Here is a 21,160-nt window from a genome sequence, read left to right as displayed (position 1 = left end):
AAAAATGATAACTGAGGGAAAAGAAATAAAGCTGACAGTTTTAAAGCAAAACTTGGCCAATTTATAGAAAAAATACTTTCTACTTTTACCTTATTAAAATGAAAGTTGTCAGGAGCAGACGTTAAAAAAAGATAATTGACAAAAAGAAATAAAGCTGACAGTTTTGAAGTAAAACTTGGCAAATCTATACAAAGAAAGCGTTTTACCTTTACATCAACAAAATGGCAATGTTATGGAAGACAAAAAAGAACAAATTATACAGGCAGTCATATCTAAAGCTTGGGAAGATGCGGGATTTAGAAAAGAACTACTTTCAAGCCCGATAGAAGCAATAGAAAAACTGACAGGTGTAGTAGTGGTTTTGCCTGAGGGAAAAGAGCTGGTTGTTGTTGATCAGACGGATAAATCTAAAGTGTATCTGAATATACCGGCAGAGCCTGAGCTGGAAAATACGGAACTGACAGAAGAACAGCTGGAAATAATTGCGGGAGGAGGACAAATGATTTGGAAAGATTTGACAGATTCTTTATTCCCGGCTTTTAAAAATTGTATTAAAATATAAAAAAGCAATGTCATGGAGTAGGGAACAAGAAAATTGTTAGTCCATGACTGCTCAGAATAAATAACAGTGAGAACTTAAAAATAATTTTAACATGTAATTTTAATAGTATGATGGTTAGTCGGAATTTAGAAAACACTTTGGAAAGACCACTACATTCAAAGTATTCTATGCAAACAATAAATAGTTTTCTCGAGATTATGTTTCAAAAGGAAGACATGCCACTGTTAAAATTGGAAAAATTAACCAGAGAAAAATTAACTGAACTTATTGACCAGGAGGTAAGAACACAGAATGTTGAGATAACCAATGAATTATTTTTATTGTTCTCCAACCTAGCGATCGAATTACAAAAAAAAGATATAAGATCCGAAGAGACGTGTACGAAGATAAATCAATGTATAACGACCTTAGACCTTAATGAGAATGAAAAGGCCATTTTACAAATGGGGTATTATCCAATAATGGCACTTTATCATTATAAATTGAATAATTATGAAAAATCAGTTCACTACTCTCATTTAGCTATTCAAAATGATGATTATCTTTTGGGAAAGTACCCTGAATTATTTACACATAAAACACTGCAGATACAAAATATAATCAAGACCCATCTCTTATTTAATGAAGTAGATCGCGCATGCAGCCTGTGTAATGATATGTTAAAATATTTAATTGATGGAGACAAATTTGACTACACTGTAGGTTATTGGACAAATAATTTTAACATTGAAAAAGAAAGTGAGGTGATTAATGTCTGTCAAACGGTAGCTATCGTTATAAAAGCGATTATCACCTTGACGAAAAATAATGAAGACGAACAAAGGCTTTTTTCATTAGCATTTGCCGGAATTAAAGGAAACAAAATAAAAGATCCGGAGATACAACTGATATTACAATTCTTTGATATGAAATTTTCCCTTTACTCATTCCAAAAGTTTGATGAAGTGCAAATTAATAAATGGAAAGATAAAGCCATAGAATCAAAATATCTCTCCATCCTTAAGCCCCTTTTCTCTAGTTTATTCCTATCCATGGAAACAAACTCCCGGGGGATTATTAAAAGATATCTCTTTAGTTTTTAACTAAAAGAATCACCTATCATATAAGTCATAATTGTTGTCCGGAAGGCGCTTGGAAAAGCTTTCTCCGGAGCAGTGTGCACCTAAAATAAAGATTATAAAAATAAAATAAACATTAAAACTTAAAAATTTAGAAATTATGAGTTATCAAGCCATCTCGGAAGAGAAAAAAGAACTAGTTAGAGACGTTATGTTCAAAGCTTTAAATGATGCAGCTTATAAAGCAAGATTAGTAAGTAACCCTATTGAGGCAATCAAAGAATTGCACCCGGACTTTACTCTTGGAGGAAACAAAAAAATCGCTGTTGTAGACCAGGTAGATAATGATACCTACTACATCAACCTATCATATCTTTCCTTTGCTTTATTTGGAGGAGACATTGAAGAGTTTGAATTATCAGAAGAAGAATTAGGAATGGTTGCAGGAGGTAAAACAGTTCCAATCGGAAGCTGCCAGTTCTTAAGCTGTTTTGGAGGTAGTATCACTGAACCATCCGCAGAAATAGTATAATCTAGACACAATAAATAAATAATCAAAAAAAATTAATATTAACATTTAAAAAATCAAAAATTATGAGTTATCAAGCAATCTCAGAAGAGAAAAAAGAACTAGTTAGAGAAGTAATGTTTAAAGCTTTAAACGATGCAGATTACAAAGCAAGATTAGTAAACAACCCTGTTGAGGCAATTAAAGAACTTCATTCAGATTTTACTCTTGGAGGAAACAAAAAAATCGTAGTTGTAGATCAAGTAGACAATGATACTTACTACATCAACCTATCATATCTTTCATATGCTCTATTTGGAGGTGATATTGAAGAATTTGAATTATCAGAAGAAGAATTAGGAATGGTTGCAGGTGGTAAAACAGTTCCAATCGGAAGCTGCCAGTTCTTAAGCTGCTTTGGAAACGGTTTGACTGAAGATACTGGAACTACAATCGGATAGTATTTTTCATGTAAAACTGAACAAATAAATAAAAAGAGAATGCACATTCTCTTTTTATTTATTTAAAATCATTTCTGTTATTTAAAATTTCTGGTGGTACAAAATGATCTGAAGCGCATTGAATCCATTTAGAAAATAAAAGTCTTTAAGAACGGTATAAATAGTAAAAAACTAATAGAAAATGACCAATTCCACTTTAAAAGAGCCCACCTTTGTTGAAGATAGAATGACTTCTTATCTATGCTCTGTTTATGAGAGAAATATCACAAGGATGCTGCCTGAATTTATTAGAAATAATAATGAATCAACTTTTGAAGATTTCTTTGAATATTTAATAAAAGATAACTGGCAAAACATTCGTCGTCAATTTCCTGTTTTGGACGAGTACTTACCTCTGCAGAAAAATAAAATTCACAATCAATACACCAAGATCATTGAATCATATAAAGATTGTTCTGCAGAATTATTTGACCATCTGTTAATTGAAAATGAATCTATTGCAGTTCAGGACATTAAAATAGGGGAAGGTGATTTTCATAATGGTTTTTCAACCTCTATGGTTTTTTTAGAAAACGGAAATAAATTGGTTTTCAAGCCTACTAATGCGGCAATTTCCAATTCTCTTTTTCAATTCCTGGACTGGATTAATAGTCATCTATCTCTGGGTGATTACAAATATCAGATACTCAATAAAAAAGAGTATCACTGGCAGGAATTTGTATTGGGAAAACCATGCAATTCAGAAAATGAAATAAAGAGTTATTATGAAAGAGCCGGATACTTATTGTGTATTCTTTATCTTTTAAATTCTACTGATTTTCATGCTGAAAATCTTATCGCCAATGGCGATACACCTGTAGTTATTGATCATGAAACTTCAATACAGCCACAGATTTCGGAACATCTGAGAGATAATTTCAAATCCTTTGATACCCTTAATTTAGAAAATATAGATAAACAGGATACTGTCATTACTTGTGCACTTTTACCTTTTGGGAATGACGCGAAATTTATTCCGGCAGGGATGTGTGGTTTGGGATATTCAAAAAACACTCATGCCTTTGTTACCAAAAAAGAAGGGGTCAATAAATTTACAAAAGACTGGAAAATGGAATATAAATCAGTCAAAGTAGATTATATTCAGAATAATATTCCCACATTGAACGGTAAGAATGTGTTCGTGGATGAATATTCCGATCAATTTATATCAGGTTTTGAAAAATGTTATAACCTGTTTCTAAGTGAAAAAGCATTTTTACTATCTGATCGTTCACCCATTCAAAAATTCAATAACCTTCCTGTGAGGTATATATGGCGTTCGACCAATGTATATGGTAAAATTTTAAACGTCATGAATTTACCAAACAATCAAAAGGACAGGAAAAAATACACACAAAGAATTGAAGATTATCTTTCCATTGCTTTTAAAGATATTCCTGAAGACTCTGATTTACGTTTTATTCTACAACATGAAATCGCTCAAATGTTAAGAGGAGATATTCCTTATTTTGAGGTGAATACATCATCCAGAGATTTACACACAGAATCCGGGGTTGTAAAAGATTTTTTTGAGCTTAGTGCGGTAGAAAACATCGAAAGAAAATTAAACAAGCTTTCTCAGGAGGATCTGGAGTTCCAGAAGAAAGTAATACTTGAACAGCTTAGGTAGATATTTATAGCTAAACACCATTTAAAGTTATGAAAATAAGAAAAATTATATTATTAATCATAGTATTGGGTTGGTTTAATCTGTTTGGACAAAAATCTAAAGTTTTGAACTTAGGGGTATTCCATATGGGAAATACTAGTGATGCCAACAAGGTAAAATACCACTCAGACAAGAGCAATGTTGAGATTGATGCTATAATTAATATGTTGGCAGATTTTAAACCGACAATGATTTGTGTAGAAATCATTCCGAATAATAATGAAGATCTCAATAAAGATTATTCTAATTTTTTAAATGACGGAAAATATAAGACCAAGTATAAGGGTGAAATAGAAGCATTAGCCTATAAAGTGGCAAAAATTTCAGGGGTAAAAACGATCTATGGAATTGATGATAAGGAAACGGCAATGTACAATTATAATATTGGAGAAGAATTGAAAAATCAAGTAGACAGTTTGACCTCCAGGAACTATAAGCTTAACCTTTTTAAAAAATTTGCTAAAGTTGAAAGCTTATCGACGTTAGAAAAATTAATTTTTTTCAATTCAAAAGAGACTTTAGAAGGTTTGATTAACATTAATGCTGATATTTTAGCTTATAACAGCACTAAAGGAAATTTTGAAGGAGCAGATGAAGCAAGTAAATTTTATAAAAGAAATTTAAGAATATTTTCAAACTTAAACCAGCTTCCTGTTACAAAAGATGATCGGGTTCTGATCATTATGGGCGCTACTCACACGGCGTTTCTTAATGAGTTCTTAAAAAGAAGTCCTAAGTATGAACTTGTTGAAACTTCACAATATTTGAAAAAAAATAGCTCTTTATAAGTTGTAACGCAAGATCATTATTGTGCCGTTAATAGCCAAAACACTTCTATCCACCGGTTTTCTTTAAACCATGGAGTATTCATTTTAGATAAGAGGTTTTTGTTTTTCGCAGAAAGAATTTTTCACGAGACATAATCTTTGTATCAGAAAATACATCCGGGGAAAAAGAGCTTATTCTTACGATATTATTTTTATTGCCCTGTTTATCAAATTATACGGGAGATCTTCTTACACTAAATCAATTTATTGTTGGTAGCATAGGCAATAGCTTCCGTAATACTGCTTACCTCCAGTCTTTCAAATAATTTTCTTCGATGGAACTTTACCGTATCCGGAGAAATAAATATAGCTTTTGCTATATCATTGATTGTGAAGCCTCTTGCACAAAGCTGTAAGATTTCCAGTTCTCTTTTGGATAAAACAGCTTTTTTTTCAGCTTCCCATATATCTTGATCCAGCCTGTAATGATAGACTTTATTTTCTCCGTTTTGATATATTTTAATATTCCCGGAGTCTCTCTCTGAAGAGATGGAAATAAGACATACTGCCTTCCATATTTTTCCATCCTTATTAAGAAATAAAGGCGTTAATTTTTGATTAACCAAGATCTTTTTATTTTCCTTGTTTATAATATGAAAATCATAAGAAATGGTATAATCAAGCCTTTTTTCAAGAGGAATCTTATCATAAAAATCAAATCCTACAGAATTGATCTTTAACAAGAGTTCCAGGTCCTTTTGAGGAACATATTTAAAATAAAAAGCATATCCCATCTCCAATACTTGTTCTGGAGTATTGCCACAAAGAAAAAGCGGGTTGTCCGAAACATACTCAAACCCCTGCTTCATATAGTCAATTACATAAATACTTGTGTAGGTGGCTCTTGAAAATGCCTTGATCGATTCCAGATAACTGAATTGTTGTTCCTTCTCCTCTTCTGTTACGCTGCTTATTGTATTCCTATGATTAAAGAAAGAATCCTTTTCATCCATGCTTATTTTGTCAGTTTTATACAAAAATAATATAAAATGAACATAATAAGTGGTATTATGGTGTAAAATTTTTCTTTTTCACATTAAATCATGGTTATTTATTTAAATCCCTAAATGGGGATTAAGTTTTTATAAAGAAAAACCGGATTACTACACCAAAGTGTAGTTGTTTGGTTCTCAGTTGAATACTACAATATGGTGTAGTGGAATTGACATCCCTGCCAACTAGATTTGTTAAAAACAACTAAGCCATGAGAATTACACAAAATTACTTAAATCAGTTAGAGCTGGAGCAGCTCGCGGAGCTCGCTCAATTTGTAGTAGAAGAAAACTTCAATCATCATTCTGATAATGTCATACCAGAAATGGAAATTCAAAATGACGTGAAAGATGTATATAATGAAGAATTAAGCTATTTCAAAAATTCTGAAATTTTTATTGTAAAAGATACAATGGGAAGCATTCAGGGCTCTATAAGAGTAATTAAGTGGGATTACAAAACTACACTTCCTATTCAAAAACTATTCAATATCAACCCTTTAGATATTGGTTGTTCCCAAAATGCTTCTTCAGTATGGCATATTGGAAGATTTGCAACGAACAAAACCAATCAGGACCGTACATTGTTTAAAAGATTAATGGTCTCTGCCATTACCCCAATTTGTAATGACAAAAATAGTATTGCATTTGCAGAATGCGACAGCAAGCTTTTAAGAGTAATGAACCTGATGGGTATAAAAGCAGATGTGATAGGAGATTCTATTAATTATCTTGGATCCGAAACCATTCCTGTATCCATGAATTATGAAGGGCTAAAAGGTTTTTATGATGCTAACAGATATCTGGTTAGCTAAAATGAAATTACAAAACTGTTTAAATAAAATCCCCCTTTTAAAATGAATACAACAAAAACGATAGACTGGAATTCTCCTGATGTCTTGGAACAGATTATCCTGAACATTAAAAACCCGCTAGAGAATATCATTACAGTAAGCAAGAGCACAGCTTTACATCATAAAGAAAAAAAGGATGAAATCATATTTTCAAGCAGCAAGGAAATAAGTGACATCATTGAAGAAATGATGCTGAAAACAAAGGCAAAAACATTGAATCTGACATTTCGTGGCCGGCCGGAAATTTTTGATATCTACGAATCCAATGAAAATGTTCGCGGGTTGTGCACAGACGAGATTAATCCCCAGAAAATAGCAAAAGTAGATCAAGATTGGCTTGTCAACTTAGAAAAAGAAATTTTTGGCTCTTTGAACCAGAATGAATTAAACCTTTATGAGCTTTCCTATAAAATGGCAGTGAGTGAAAGGCAGTTACACCGAAAGGTTGCGAATCTGGTGTATCTGACTCCCAATAAATATATAAGAGTCTTGCGACTTCATAAAGCTAAACAGATGATAGATGACTATATACAAAAATCTATCTCTCAAATTGCATATGCAGTAGGGTATAATGATGTGCATTACTTTTCCAGATTATTTGCAGATCAATATAATATTACCCCTAAAGAACTCATAAACTCTTTAGAATAACAGGTATAAAACAAAAATATGAACTTAACAGAAGAACAAAAGAAAGGACAGGAAGCATTTTTTAGAATTATTTCTGAAGCTTGGGAAAATGAAGATTTCAAAAAGTATTTAATAGAACATCCGGAAGAAGCTTTAGAGAAATTTTTTGGAAAAAAAACTCCTATGGGTAAGAAAATTAAAGTAACCGATCAATCAGATCCGGATTATTTGTACATCAACATCCCGGTAAAACCCCAGAGGATGAATAAGGAGGAAGAGATTAAATCGACAGAGGAGAGTAACAATCGTGTGATAACAGATTATAAAGGATTGTATAATTCTTTGCAAAAAATAAATAAACGTCAGGAATAGCAGTTTTTTTGGCGAAACTATCAGCGTAAAACAAAATAATTTAGCATAACCGTAAAAGAAATATAATTATGAAAAGAGTACTTTTTTTCTTAGGTCAATTAAATGACAGAGATGTGGAATGGATGATTCATAATGGAAGTAAATTAGAACTACCCATTGGCTATACACTGATTAATAAAGGTGAATCAATAGATAGTTTATTTATTGTTTTATCAGGGCAGTTATCCATATATGCAGATAACAGCAATGGAGACAGTATTGCGACCCTGGAAGCAGGAGAAATTGTCGGAGAAATGTCTTTTCTGGAATCAAGGCCGCCATCCGTTTCTGTGGTGGTAACGAGGCCCTCGGTAATATATCAGATTTCTCGTGATACAATAAGTTCCAGAATGGCAGAAAATCCTGAATTCAGATCCAATTTCTATTACGCCCTGGCATTATTTCTTTCGAACAGATTACGTAAAACAACAGACCAGCTAGGATATGGGAATCCTGAGGAGGAAGATCTTATAGACATGAATGTATTGGATGGTGTTGCCAATGCAGGAGCTCGTTTTGGACAGATACTTCACAGATTTTCAGAAGTTTAATTCTAGAATTAATTCATTGTTAAAATGAGACTTTATAAATTTATCTGTTTATTATTTACAGGGATCGGGATCACTAATTTCTATGGACAGTCAAAGATAAGCAGCGATTTGGTAACCATTTCGAATATTGCGTTTGAAAAAAACCCGGACATCATCAGAAGTGGTTATACGATCCAGGATGCAGAAGGTGATTTTCAGATCCAGAGAAGCGTATTTGATATCAATCTGTTTTCTGAACTTTCTGTTAAACATAACCGATACACGCTTTTCGATGCTGATACAAGAAATCAGTACGTAGATAAATTTTTAAAGACAAACACCCTGGATTTTTCAGCCGGAGTACGTAAAAAATTAAGAACAGGGCAAATAACAGACATAAGTCTTAAATATGGTTTTAATAATAATAACTTTCCTTATGACAGCTTTAACCAACTTGTTGGGCCTTTCTGGGGAAATCACCTGGGGTCTGTCAATTTTTCATTGACACAACCTTTATTAAGAGGAAGAGGTAAAGAAGTTACTACTCTGTCAGAAAGAGTTTCGCAGCTGTATATAGAAAATACTAAAAGCAATAATGAATTTAATAATTCATATACCATTCTGCAAATAGGTAAAGCGTACTGGAATTACTATCTGGCTTATAAAAGTTTAGAAATTTATAAGGAAAATGAAAGCAGGGTAAGAAATGTAATGGACGTTACAAGAGAGCTTATAAAAGCAGATAAAAAACCTGCCGGAGATTTAGCCCAGGTAAATGCAGACCTTTCTAATCAGGAAAAACTGACCGCTCTTGCTGAACAAAATTTGTATGCAGCAAGGATAAATCTGGGACGGGTAATTGGATTAAGTAATGAAGAAAGTCTCCAGCTGGATGCTCCTTCCAATGAATTTCCCGCTATTGTTGAATCCCAATACAGAGAAGGACTTGACAGAAGTAGTCTGATAAAAATAGCTAAAGAAAAAAGAGGTGATCTCAAAGCTGTCGAAAAAATTTCTGATGCTTTGGAAATGCAGTATAAACTCGCAGAAAACAATACAAAGCCCCAATTGGATCTTACCGGTTTTGTTTTCTATGGGAGTGCCATTGCCGGAAATGGAATAGATAAAACATTTTCTTCATTCACTAATAATGAAGGAAGGAATTTAGGCGCTGGTGCTAAGCTCACATTTACTTTTCCTGTCAATAATAACCTGGCAAAAGGAAATTATGCTAAAAGTCTCGTGGCCTTGAATGATCAGAAAATCTCAAATGATAATCTGCAAAGGAACATTGAGCTGAACATCAGTAATGCTATCAATACACTTGATAACAGTGTTGTTGTGTTAGAAAGAGCAAAAGAAGCGCTTAATTCTTACAAAGATGCTTTTAATAACGAACAGGTAAAGTTGCAGGCAGGGCTCACAACAATTCTCAACGTCATTTTATTTCAGGAAAGGCTTACATCCTCAGAATTGGAATATCTCCAGGCGTATCAGCAATTTGCCAATGCCATTATTAATCTGAGACATGAAACAGGAACGTTGATATCTCAGGGAGATAAAGGATTTACTTTAAGTCAGAATGTTTTTTACACGATACCAAACATAGCTAATTATTAAATATTAAAATTATGTCAGCAGGGTTTTTTAGAAAGTCGGCATTAGAAAAACTATCTACTCCGGAGAAATTAGATCAGCTCATAAAAGTTACGGGACCAAAAGCTTGGATTGCCCTTTTTACGGTTTTTATTGCATTAGTAACAGGAATTTGCTGGGCAGTAATGGGTACCGTAAAAACAAAATTGGATGCTACCGGAGTGGTTCTTGGAGGAGAAGTACATGAAGTAGTTGCTACCTCTCAGGGTCAGCTTGTTAAGCTTCATGTCTCTATCGGGGATGATGTGAAAAAAGGAGATATTATTGCTACTATTCAGCAGCCCGAGCTTTATCAGCAAATCGAAGATGCCAAGGCCGTACTCTCAGATAGAAAATTTGAGATGGGAAAACTAATGGCATATGGTAGTCAGGGAAATCAGCTTGAAGGAAAGTTAATTAACCAGAACAGAGTTAGTATTCAGGGAGAAATAGAAGCTGAAAAGAAAAAACTCGCCTTCCTTTACAGCCAACTGGAGTCTGAGAATAACCTACTGAATAAAGGACTTATTATAAAATCTCAGGTAGCTGGTACGAAACAACAGATCGATGCCTCAAAAAACACAATAGAAAGATTAAAAGGACAAATGGCCGAAGCGTCAAGCCAGCAGCATAATCTGGGTTTTGATCTGCAACAAAAAATTACATTGCAAAATCAGCGTATTTCAGAAGCAGAACGAAATCTTCAGTTTTTATCAGAAAGATATGAAACTCAGAATAAAATTAAAAGCCCTTATGACGGAGAAGTTGTGGAAGTTTTAACGGATGCAGGAGGAGTTGTAGGCGCAGGAACACCATTATTTAAATTGAAAAATAAAGGGACGGAAAACTTTGCCGTACTCAAAGGAGTATTATACATCCCTTCTCAGGATGGAAAAAAAATTAAGAAAGGAATGGAAGCCCTTGTTGTTCCTTCTACTGTACAACCTCAGGAGTATGGATTTATGGAAGGAAAAGTAACCTATGTTTCTGACTTCCCTATTACTGAACGAGGGATGATGACTTCAGTAAAAAATGATCAGCTGGCTAAAGGGTTATTATCCTCAGGACCTCTGTTTGAAGTGCATGTAGAATTTGAGAAGGATCCTAAATCCTATAGCGGTTTCAAATGGACTTCTGCCAAAGGACCCAATATTTCAATAAAAGAAGGAACATCATGTAATGGGAAAATTACAATAAAACAGGAACCCCCCGCTACTATTGTAGTTCCAGCATTTAAGAAGTTTTTTGATCTATACTAATAATCGAGTTTTACGGATGGAAAAGAATACAAATTTTGTGATAGGAAAACTGGCAAAGCCTGTAAAAGTTCCTACAGTTTTGCAGATGGAAAGTGTAGAGTGCGGAGCTGCGGCATTAAGTATTATTTTAGGACATCATGGTAAATTTGTTCCACTGGAAAAATTAAGAATTGCCTGCGGAGTATCCCGAGACGGATTAAAAGCAACCAATATTATCAAAGCAGCCAAAGAATTCGGGCTTGAAGCAAAAGGATATTCAAAATCCATTGAGAAATTAATGCAAATTCAGACCCCTTCTATTATCTTTTGGAATTTCAACCACTTTTTGGTTTTAGAAGGGTTTACAAAGAAAAAAGTATATTTAAGTGATCCGGCACAAGGAAGATATCAGGTCACGCATGATGAATTTGATGAAGCCTATACAGGGGTTGTACTTACCTTTAATCCCGGTGAAAAATTTGAAAAAGGAAACGAAAAAAGAGGATTAATGTCTTCTTTAGCAGCCAGAATATCGAATTCTAAGCTGAGTATTATCTATCTTATACTAGCCAGCCTATTCCTGGTGATTCCAGGATTGGTTATCCCATCTTTTATCAAAATATTTATAGATAAATATTTGATTAATGGATATTCAGGATTTGTGATGCCATTACTTCTTATTATGGGAGGTGTTTTAATAGTGAATTCTGTATTGGTATATATCCAGCAATATTATCTTTTGAAGTTGGAAACAAAGCTCGCCCTTACTACTTCCAGCAAATTTTTGTGGCATGTATTTCATTTACCAATCGTCTTTTTTACCCAACGTTATAGCGGAGAAATTGGGAATAGAGTTTCTCTTAATGATAAAGTTGCCAAATTATTAAGTGGAGATCTTGCCAATGCCGCACTGAATGTAATTGTAGTTATTTTTTATGCCTTTTTGATGTTTTCCTATGATATTCCCTTAACTCTGATAGGGATTTTTATGGCAGGAATCAATGTATTGGTGCTAAGATATGTTTCTACCGCAAGAAAAGATGGTAACAGACGTCTGAGTAATGAAAATGGTAAGTTACTGGGAACTACAACATCTGGAATCAGTATGATTGAGACCCTGAAAGCATCCGGAAGAGAAAATGATTTTTTTACCAATTGGGTAGGATATCTTGCAAAAGTAATGAATGCACAGCAAGAACTTGGATGGCTGACTATCAGGCTTAATGCAATTCCTCCGCTTGTTACCTCCCTTACCACTACATTAATTTTAGGAGTAGGAGCATTAAGGATTATGGACGGAGAGATGACTCTTGGTGCATTGGTAGCTTTCACCTACCTGATGAGCAATTTTATCTCACCGGTTAATCAGTTGATTTCTGTAGGAGCAATGCTGCACGAAACAGAAAGTGATATGAACAGAATAGATGATGTTATCAATTATGAAGTGGATGATCAGTTTAAAGAAGTTCATGGTGGAACACCTGTAGTTAAAACTGAAATGGACAATAAGCTGGTGGGGTATTTTGAAATGAAAAATGTCACCTTTGGCTATAATACAACATTACCCGCTCTTATAGAGAATTTCAACTTAAAGTTAAAGCCCGGAAACAGAGTTGCCCTGGTGGGAGGATCAGGAAGCGGAAAATCAACAGTTGCTAAAATAGCATCCGGATTACACAAACCCTGGACAGGCGAAATTTTGCTTGATGGAAAAAATAAAGAAGAAATACCAAGAAATATTATTACAGAATCATTAGCGGTAATAGATCAGGACGTCCTCATTTTCAATGGGACAATCAAAGAAAATATTTCTTTTTGGGATACCACAATATCAGATAAAAGTATTATTCAATCTGCCAGAGATGCCGCTATTCATGATGTAATTGCATCCAGAAGTGATGCTTATGACAGCTCAGTTTTAGAAGGAGGATCCAATTTTAGCGGCGGACAGAGACAACGTTTGGAAATTGCAAGAGCCCTGGCTACCAATCCCTCGATTCTGATAATGGATGAAGCCACCAGCGCTTTAGATCCTACAGCAGAAAAAGTCGTTATGGATAATATTAAAAAAAGAGGGTGTACCTGTCTGATTGTAGCTCACAGGCTGAGTACAATTATTGATTGTGATGAGATTATCGTAATGGAATATGGAAAAATTGTAGAAAGAGGAACACACCATGAACTGATGAAACGAAATGGTGCTTACTCCAAATTAATTGAAACGAAATAAAATCTAATACCATGCCCGTAAAAGAAAAGATATATATAAATGTTGAAAACCCTTTTACCCTGAATGATATCAACAAATTTTGGATGGTACTTTCCGGTGAGGTAAATGTATTCTATACTAAAGTTGATGAAGAGGGGAATTATCTTATCCCGTTAAAGCACTTTTACACAGTGCAGAAAGGAGAAATAATATTCAGCTTGTTAACAGAAAGCAATATTGAAAATAACACAAGGCTTATTGCCTTTTCAAATGATGCCAGGCTGCTGCCTGTTGATAAAAGCAACCTACTGGAGATGGATCATTTCTTTTTAAAGAATATGATGAACAGGTGGATCTCAAAAACAACTTCTATCGTATGCAACAGCAATAGCCCCAGAGTTTACAAGGCATTGGATGATTATAAAATAACTCCATTAGAAAAAAATAGTGTTGCCTTCCCGTCAAGTGGAATTAATTGGATCCATATTTTGAAAGGCGAAGTAAACATATATGCAGAAAGTACAAATATCAGTTATGATAAACTTCCGGGATTTCTTACTCCGGTGTCTAATAAACTGTGGGTCAAAGCGCTAAGTGATGATGCTGAAGTAAAGGTATTAAGTACAAGAGAAGTCCTTCAGGATGAAATTTATTTTTTGCTTTCATTAACAAAACTGGAAGAACATTTTTACAACCAGCTTAATACCATTATAGAGACTCAGAAACAGGAAGAAAGTAAACATTTTCATGAAAAACTTTTAATAGAAGAAGAGGGAATCAGGGCTACATTGCAGAAAATAAGGTCTATAGTAGCAGGTAATGATGAACATGTTCACATCCAGAACTCAACCCTATTTAATAAAAAAAATATTCTTTTTTCTACCTGTCGGTTAATCGGAGAGCAGTCCGGATTTAAAATGGATGAGCCCAAACATATAGAATCTTACGAAAATAGTGTTACGAATCAATTATATGCCATAGCCAAAAGTTCTAAAATAAGAATAAGGAAAATTATCCTGAGGGGAACCTGGTGGAAAGATGAAAACGGACATCTGTTAGCATTTACTAAAAAAGATAAAACACCGGTAGCTTTATTGCAGGCAACATCCAACAGCTATATTATAAAAAACTTATCTACAGGTATAGAATCCACCGTTAATAATGAGATTGCCGAAACATTAGAGCCAATTGGCTATATGTTCTTCTCTGGATTTGACGGAAAAATGAATTCTATAAAGAAAGTAGCCCGTTTCGCTACAAAAGGAGTCAGAAAAGATGCCAAATTATTAATTTTTGCTGCCTTAGCGGGAAGTATGATGGGTTTATTAGTACCCATCTTATCTGGAATGATGTATGATGATGTCATTCCTACAGCAGACAGATCTCTTCATGTCGAAATCTTTTCCATTATGATTATGATGGCCATGATAACAGCTGGATTAAATCTGGCTAAAGGAGTTCTGCAGCAAAGACTGGAAACCAAATCCAGTATTAATTTACAAGCAGGTGTTATGGACCACATGCTGAGGTTGCCTGTTACATTTTACAAAAAGTTTAGTGCAGGAGATCTTACCAACAGAGTTTTAAGCATCAATGCAATCCGTCAGATTGTTTCAAGCACACTGATGACAGCAGTATTGAGTGGGGCATTTTCTTTTGTGAACCTTGCGCTTCTCTTTTATTATGATTCAAAACTAGCGGTGATAGGTGTAATATTAGGCCTTATTGCCATTATTTTTATGATTACTATTGGCTGCTTGAAATTGAAATATGATAGAGAAGTTTCCAAATATCAGGGAGAAATACAAGGATTTCTGTTTGAGTTTTTATCCGGTATCTCTAAAATTAGAATAACAGGAGGAGAAAAAAGAGTTTTCGCTCTTTGGGCAGATAAGTTTTCCAAGCTTAAAAAATTAGGTTTTGTTTCAGGAAGCTATCAGAACTTTGTGGAAACATTTAACGCCTCTTATCCGCTTCTTACCAGCATTTTCTTTTTTTCTTTCTTGTATTATACAGTGCTTAATTCTGATACCGCAACTGCGATGTTAACAGTAGGAGCGTTTATGGCATTCATTACAGCATTTAATCAATTCCTGAATGACAGCCTGAAGCTGAGCATGGCCTTAATAACCTCTCTCAATGTTGTTACTCTGTATGAAAGAGTAAAACCTATTTTGGAAGAAGAAACGGAATCTGCAGAACAAAGTGTGGATCCGGGAGAACTGGCCGGAGATATAGAAATGAATTCCGTTTCCTTCAGATATAATCAAGATCAGCCACTGGTCCTGAATAATGTTACTTTTAAAATTAAACCAGGTGAAATGGTTGCCTTTGTAGGCGCTTCAGGATCAGGGAAATCTACCATTATGAGATTGCTTTTAGGCTTTGAATATCCTGAGCTGGGATCTATTTATTTTGATGGCGATTCTTTTGATTCAATGAATAAAGAGTTGGTTAGAAGGCAGATCGGTGTCGTATTACAAAATGGATCTTTAATGTCCGGAAGTATCTATCAAAACATTGTAGGAAATTCAGAATTAACGTTAGATGATGCCTGGGAAGCAGCACGAATGGCTGGCATGGAAGAAGACATCAAAAAAATGCCTATGGAAATGCATACTGTTGTAAGTGAAGGAGCAGGAACATTCTCAGGAGGACAAAGACAACGTCTTATGATTGCGAGAGCAATTGTTCATAAGCCAAGATTGTTATTTATGGATGAAGCTACCAGTGCGCTGGATAACAGAACCCAGAATATTGTCTCAGAAAGTCTTGATAAACTTCAGGCAACCCGTATTATCATTGCCCACAGATTAAGTACGATTAAAAATGCAGACCGTATTTATGTGATGGATAAAGGAACGATTGTTGAAACCGGAACCTATGATGAGCTGATGGAGCTTGAAGGACTTTTCTCTCAATTGGCAAAAAGGCAGATCGCTTAAAGCTCAAATAGAATATATGTCTGTACTTAAAAATATAGAAAAACTTGAAACCTATCTGCAAAATAAATTTTCTTCAGAGAGATTGAGAACAGTAGATTCTGAAGAAAGTTTATGTGTGGAATTCTGGAAATATTATCTTCAAAAAACAGAAGCGTCCCATTTTCAGATCTTAAAAGACTTTTATCCTCAACTATACTTTCCGATAGAGACGGAAATAAATAAAACAGAAGATTATATCAATGCTGTTTTGAAAGGAAAAGATGCTTTTAAAAATTTGCAGTCACATTTGCTCTTGAATAATCCTGATGGGATATCAATTGAGCTGCACAGAGACATTTCAGGAACTATTCCGGTAATTTCAATAAGCGACAGCCAGGATTTTGTTATCATAGCACAAAGTCTTCTCTATAAAAATAATCCAACGCCGGTTCCTGCGTCTATGGGAGCATTTCTTGCCAATGGGATCAATAACTGGGCAAGAATTCATTCTTTAAAAAAAGAATGGATGGAAAATTGCCCTTCAAACAGCTGGAATAATGAGTTTTCCAGAAATATTTTACCCAATCCGGAGCTTTACAAAGACAAGATAATAGTGGTAAGCACAAAACCTTACAGTAATATCCGGGCTGCAGATCTTGGGCTTTCAGAAGATGAATGGAAAGCATATTCCTGCTCTATAAGACTTGAGCATGAATGTACTCATCTGTATACCTTAAAGAGATATGGCTGTGCTTCCAATAACCTTCATGATGAGCTTATTGCAGATTATATCGGGATAACCAAAACATTAGGAAAGTATCACAGAGAATGGATGCTTGCATTTATGGGACTGGAAAATTATCCTCAATACAGGCAAGGAGGAAGACTGCAAAACTACATTGATCATATTGATATTTCCGGAGATAGTTTTCAGGATCTAACTGCAATTATCAGAAATGCTATTGAAACGATTGCATGGTTTGATGATGAACTCGGTAGTATAAAATCAGTACAAGATCAGATAGCAAGAGTCGAAAGCCTTTGCGAAACCGACCTTAGCGATATAGCCTCCAAAAGAGGAGGCTACATGCTAATGATAAAGTATAATGAAAAGGTTGCGTATAGCTGCTAATTGGTTAATTGACAGTTGTTAAATAAAATTCCGGGAACTTTTTTACAGGTTGATTTGTTGCAATATTGAAAGCAATTTTTACACAACTTGCTGCTGCAAGAAATGAAGCGATTGATAATTGCGGAGGAGGAAGCTGTTTGTTTTCTTTAATATAGCTTTCTACAATATCTTCAAGCCACTGCTGAGGATTTCCCCAGTATCTCATATGGCTGGATACGTACTGAACAACATTTAATTCATTAAAGACTTCTTCATCTTTCTGCAAAGATTCTAATCCCATACTTTCGCTGATGACCATCACCAATGCTCCCCAGCCCAGATTATAAGGATGTAGAACAGGGATATTTTTTTCCTGACACATCTTGTCGAAAATAATTGGAATTTCCGTGGAAAAATCCAGCGCATTGATAGCAATATGATGGTCTCCGATGATTTCTTCTGCATTGTCTTTAGTAATAAACTCACTGTGAAAACGGATATTGGCATTCGGATTAATGCTTTTCAATCGGTGATACAAAGTTTCTGCTTTATAAGAAGAAATATCCTGGTAGGTATAATTCTGCCTGTTCAGATTAGATAATTCAATGGTGTCGCCATCCACGAGTGTAATGTTTTCAAAACCAAAACGTAAGGCACATTCTGCTATATTACTTCCAATACCGCATCCGGCAAGTAATATAGAAAAATCTTTGATAATCTTCTGCTCCTCTTCTTTTACATATAGCCTGTTTCGGGAGTATTGCTCTTCCATTATTTATATTTTAGACAAAAATATAGGTATGGGGGAGAACTCCTACTACACAAAAGTTTAGTTTTTGCATTTTTGCAATGAAAAGAAAAAGGAATAATTTTGATTTTTTATTGTAATAATGCGGCCATGCACCTCTTTATTTTATTTTGCTCCCGGCTTTCTTTTCAAGATTTTCCAGTCTTTCGAAAATGCTGGCAAAAATATTTTTCTCACGCATAGAAACGTATCCAACAATTTTATAATAATCAGAGTTTTGTTTGTTTGTTTCTTTGTTATCAGTTAGATATGAAAGGGTTTCGTCTTGATAAATAAGAAGACTGTTGCTGGATTCTGTTTTCAGATCCGCTTTATTAAGAAATAAAATATCACCATATTGATACTGGGCAAGCAAAGCTTTTTCGGCGGTAAATTCATAAACCAGATCAACGGATGCTAATATTTTTTGCAAAACAGATTCGTTGAGACTGATTTTTTCTGTGTTGAGCTGTGCTTCTTTACTATTTTGAATGGCTAATTCCGGGAAAAGCATCAGCTGATCAATGTCTGAAACACTTACTAATTGGTTTACCTGTAAGGTTTCGGTGAGTAATTTATCAAGATTAAGATTAAAATGATTAGCGACCTTTAATATAGTTTCTATTTTAGGCTCAGCACGCCCTTCTTCGTAAGAGCTTATTACTCCTCTGTTTAAATCAAATAAATCGGCAAAAGCCTTTTGGCTCAGTCCTTTAACCTGTCTTATTTTTTTAATATTAGTTCCAAAGAAGCTCATCTTGTCTAATCTTTTTTGCAAAGATAGAGAATCTGAAATAAATAATTGCTAATAATATTTGCATTTTGGGATTTTTATTTTATATTTGTGTAGACGAAAAATAAAACACTAAACCAGCCATCATGAGAAATCAAATATTCAGAACGGTCAAAGAGTGGTTGTTAGATTATGAGTTTAACATCACGTTGGAAGATGAAGCTCAGAGAATCTTAATCATTGAAAAAGAATCCAACGGGATAAAAAACATGATCCTTATAATATCAGACTCTATTCTGATTATGGAACAGTTTCTTTTTGAAATCAAAAACCCATCCGAGAAAATATTCCTGAGACTACTTCAGAAAAACAGAGACATCGTTCACGGAGCATTTGTACTGGACGGAACAGGAAGAAGAGTGATTTTCAGAGATACATTACCAACCGATAATATGGCGCAAAACGAAGTGATGGCTTCCATCAATTCTTTAGGAATCCTTGTGGGGGAATTTACAACAGAAATGCTTGAAATGAGTAAGTAATTCACAAAAGATATTTAAAATGAACATTTTTAAAAGATTGTTAACAATAGGAAAAGCAGAGATCCATTCTGTGATTGATAGCTTTGAAGACCCAATTAACCTAACGGAGCAGGGAATCCGTGAAATGAAAGAACAGCTGGCGAAAAGTATAGAAGCACTTGCCCAGTTGAAAGCGCTTGCCATACGCAAAAAGAATGAAGCAGAAACAGAGCAGCAGACTGCCAATGATTATTATAACAAAGCCATAGTGATTGTTCAGAAAGCAGAAAATGGTGAAGTGGAAGCTGCAGAAGCAGACCGTCTTGCTAAAGAAGCCCTGAAAAGACAGACATCTTCACTGGAAAATGCAAAAGACCTTCAGAAAGAACACGAAAAGCTGTATGATGAATGTGAAAAAATGCAGGGAAATATCAATCATCTGAAATCAAGTATTGCCAAGTGGGAAAATGAACTGAAAACCCTGAAGGCAAGAGTTCAGGTAAGTGAAGCCACCAAAGATATCAATCAGAAGATGACCCAGATGGATACCGGAAGTACAGTTAGTATGCTGGAAAAGCTGAAAGATCGTGTTGTACAGCAGGAAGCCCTTGCAGAAGCTTATTCTGATCTTTCAAAATCAGGAAAAAGTATTGATGAAGAGATCGATGCCATCGTCAACAATAGCGATACAAAAGCTGAAGAGGCTTTAAACAGATTAAAAGAAACACTTAAAAAAGGCTAATATATGACCTTTCAGGAATTTTTAAATGTAGCATTTTCTCCGGTAAATACGGTGCTGACTGTCCTTCTGGCGCTTTCGGTGGTCTATTGGTTATTCACCATTCTTACCGGGCTGGATATCGATGTCGGGATTCATTCCGATCTGGATACCGATGCTGATATAGACGTTCCGGATGGTCATCTTCACGCACCTGATCATGATCCTTCAGCATGGATGCATTTCCTGAAATTTTTGAATCTGGATATCGTTCCGGTGACGTATTTTCTTACACTATCATTGCTGATTACATGGCTGGGCTCATTTTATCTGAATTATTTCATTCCCCTTCCTACCTGGGCAGGAGTACTGATTCTCTTTCCATTAATGATTGGAGGAATGCTGTTAACAAAAATAATTTTAAAGCCCCTGAATCCCTTTTTTAAAGAAATTAATCACAAAGGTGAGCTGTCATATGCCTTTTTAGGAAGAGAAGGACGCCTAAAATCCAGTATTCAGGATGATAAAATAGGAATGATGGAACTCTTTATCGGAAGCGATCCTATGACGCTGATGGTGAGAAGTAAAGACGGAAGTAAGCTTGAACACGGAGCGCGTGTCATGATTGTAGATGAAGAGCCGGAAAAAAGGATTTACTATGTACAACGCTCAATGAGATATTAAAATAAAAAACTAATAACCATGCTAACTGTCTTTTTGATCTTGCTGAATTATATCCTGGA

The 21,160-nt window shown here is 34.8% G+C and carries 21 protein-coding genes; 18 read left to right on the top strand and 3 right to left on the bottom strand.

Annotation, left to right across the window (positions count from 1 at the left end; genetic code table 11):
- Positions 1-232: 232 nt before the first annotated feature.
- From J2786_RS21995 to J2786_RS21970, 6 genes are all read left to right on the top strand, one after another.
- Positions 233-562: an NHLP leader peptide family RiPP precursor gene (locus J2786_RS21995; protein ID WP_047426369.1), complete on the top strand. Its 330-nt coding sequence runs from the start codon at positions 233-235 to the stop codon at positions 560-562.
- A gap of 215 nt (positions 563-777) precedes the next feature.
- Positions 778-1,644 carry a hypothetical protein gene (locus J2786_RS21990; RefSeq protein ID WP_156121290.1) on the top strand — a complete coding sequence of 289 codons (867 nt, stop codon included), beginning with the start codon at positions 778-780 and terminating at the stop codon, positions 1,642-1,644.
- A 136-nt stretch (positions 1,645-1,780) separates the two neighbouring features.
- Complete coding sequence (locus J2786_RS21985; RefSeq protein WP_047426365.1) at positions 1,781-2,152, top strand: hypothetical protein; 372 nt, start codon at positions 1,781-1,783, stop codon at positions 2,150-2,152.
- Positions 2,153-2,214: 62 nt separating this feature from the next.
- Positions 2,215-2,589: a hypothetical protein gene (locus tag J2786_RS21980; RefSeq protein ID WP_047426363.1), complete on the top strand. Its 375-nt coding sequence runs from the start codon at positions 2,215-2,217 to the stop codon at positions 2,587-2,589.
- A 181-nt stretch (positions 2,590-2,770) separates the two neighbouring features.
- On the top strand, positions 2,771-4,258 hold the full coding sequence (gene lanM / locus J2786_RS21975) for a type 2 lanthipeptide synthetase LanM (RefSeq protein WP_047426361.1): 1,488 nt from the start codon (positions 2,771-2,773) through the stop codon (positions 4,256-4,258).
- Positions 4,259-4,287: 29 nt separating this feature from the next.
- Positions 4,288-5,085 (top strand): DUF5694 domain-containing protein, encoded by a 798-nt coding sequence (locus J2786_RS21970; protein ID WP_185097519.1) that lies wholly within the window; start codon positions 4,288-4,290, stop codon positions 5,083-5,085.
- A gap of 233 nt (positions 5,086-5,318) precedes the next feature.
- On the opposite strand, the gene J2786_RS21965 is transcribed toward J2786_RS21970, so the two are convergent.
- Positions 5,319-6,077 carry a response regulator transcription factor gene (locus J2786_RS21965; protein ID WP_047426359.1) on the bottom strand — a complete coding sequence of 253 codons (759 nt, stop codon included), beginning with the start codon at positions 6,075-6,077 and terminating at the stop codon, positions 5,319-5,321.
- A 251-nt stretch (positions 6,078-6,328) separates the two neighbouring features.
- Between J2786_RS21965 and J2786_RS21960 the strand changes: the two genes are divergently transcribed.
- The 9 genes from J2786_RS21960 (at position 6,329) to J2786_RS21920 (ending at position 17,679) form a co-directional block, all read left to right on the top strand.
- Entirely contained in the window at positions 6,329-6,931 is a 603-nt protein-coding gene (locus J2786_RS21960; RefSeq protein WP_047426357.1) for a hypothetical protein, read from the top strand.
- A gap of 42 nt (positions 6,932-6,973) precedes the next feature.
- On the top strand, positions 6,974-7,621 hold the full coding sequence (locus J2786_RS21955; protein ID WP_047426355.1) for a helix-turn-helix transcriptional regulator: 648 nt from the start codon (positions 6,974-6,976) through the stop codon (positions 7,619-7,621).
- A gap of 18 nt (positions 7,622-7,639) precedes the next feature.
- A complete protein-coding gene (locus J2786_RS21950) occupies positions 7,640-7,972 on the top strand; it encodes a hypothetical protein (protein ID WP_047426353.1) in 333 nt (110 codons plus the stop codon).
- A gap of 68 nt (positions 7,973-8,040) precedes the next feature.
- On the top strand, positions 8,041-8,562 hold the full coding sequence (locus J2786_RS21945; protein WP_047426351.1) for a cyclic nucleotide-binding domain-containing protein: 522 nt from the start codon (positions 8,041-8,043) through the stop codon (positions 8,560-8,562).
- 24 nt (positions 8,563-8,586) lie between these two features.
- Positions 8,587-10,161: a TolC family protein gene (locus tag J2786_RS21940; protein WP_047426349.1), complete on the top strand. Its 1,575-nt coding sequence runs from the start codon at positions 8,587-8,589 to the stop codon at positions 10,159-10,161.
- 11 nt (positions 10,162-10,172) lie between these two features.
- Positions 10,173-11,435, top strand: coding sequence for an NHLP bacteriocin system secretion protein (locus J2786_RS21935; RefSeq protein WP_047426347.1), 1,263 nt, complete (start codon positions 10,173-10,175; stop codon positions 11,433-11,435).
- Positions 11,436-11,451: 16 nt separating this feature from the next.
- Positions 11,452-13,644, top strand: coding sequence for an NHLP family bacteriocin export ABC transporter peptidase/permease/ATPase subunit (locus J2786_RS21930; protein ID WP_082001886.1), 2,193 nt, complete (start codon positions 11,452-11,454; stop codon positions 13,642-13,644).
- Positions 13,645-13,655: 11 nt separating this feature from the next.
- The gene (locus tag J2786_RS21925) at positions 13,656-16,568 is read left to right on the top strand and encodes an NHLP bacteriocin export ABC transporter permease/ATPase subunit (RefSeq protein WP_047426345.1); all 2,913 of its coding nucleotides are present in this window, start codon (positions 13,656-13,658) and stop codon (positions 16,566-16,568) included.
- A 16-nt stretch (positions 16,569-16,584) separates the two neighbouring features.
- Positions 16,585-17,679: a DUF7005 family protein gene (locus J2786_RS21920; RefSeq protein ID WP_052186714.1), complete on the top strand. Its 1,095-nt coding sequence runs from the start codon at positions 16,585-16,587 to the stop codon at positions 17,677-17,679.
- A 4-nt stretch (positions 17,680-17,683) separates the two neighbouring features.
- Here J2786_RS21920 and J2786_RS21915 read toward each other — a convergent pair whose 3' ends face one another.
- Together J2786_RS21915 and J2786_RS21910 are read right to left on the bottom strand one after the other, a co-directional pair.
- The gene (locus J2786_RS21915) at positions 17,684-18,430 is read right to left on the bottom strand and encodes a ThiF family adenylyltransferase (RefSeq protein ID WP_047426344.1); all 747 of its coding nucleotides are present in this window, start codon (positions 18,428-18,430) and stop codon (positions 17,684-17,686) included.
- Between the two features lie 136 nt (positions 18,431-18,566).
- The gene (locus tag J2786_RS21910) at positions 18,567-19,202 is read right to left on the bottom strand and encodes a helix-turn-helix domain-containing protein (protein WP_052186711.1); all 636 of its coding nucleotides are present in this window, start codon (positions 19,200-19,202) and stop codon (positions 18,567-18,569) included.
- Between the two features lie 122 nt (positions 19,203-19,324).
- On the opposite strand from J2786_RS21910, the gene J2786_RS21905 reads away from it, so the two are divergent.
- Genes J2786_RS21905 through J2786_RS21895 form a run of 3 tightly spaced genes read left to right on the top strand, consistent with a single transcriptional unit; the run spans position 19,325 to position 21,101 of the window.
- A complete protein-coding gene (locus J2786_RS21905; protein ID WP_002981943.1) occupies positions 19,325-19,720 on the top strand; it encodes a type III secretion system chaperone family protein in 396 nt (131 codons plus the stop codon).
- A 19-nt stretch (positions 19,721-19,739) separates the two neighbouring features.
- Positions 19,740-20,441 carry a PspA/IM30 family protein gene (locus tag J2786_RS21900; protein WP_047426341.1) on the top strand — a complete coding sequence of 234 codons (702 nt, stop codon included), beginning with the start codon at positions 19,740-19,742 and terminating at the stop codon, positions 20,439-20,441.
- A gap of 3 nt (positions 20,442-20,444) precedes the next feature.
- Positions 20,445-21,101 carry a hypothetical protein gene (locus tag J2786_RS21895; RefSeq protein WP_047426339.1) on the top strand — a complete coding sequence of 219 codons (657 nt, stop codon included), beginning with the start codon at positions 20,445-20,447 and terminating at the stop codon, positions 21,099-21,101.
- The last annotated feature ends 59 nt before the right edge of the window (positions 21,102-21,160 follow it).

Source organism: Chryseobacterium vietnamense (assembly GCF_031454475.1).
In the GTDB taxonomy this organism is placed as follows: domain Bacteria; phylum Bacteroidota; class Bacteroidia; order Flavobacteriales; family Weeksellaceae; genus Chryseobacterium; species Chryseobacterium vietnamense.
The sequence above is the reverse complement of the archived record's forward strand: the minus strand, read 5'-3'. Positions and strand labels throughout refer to the sequence as shown.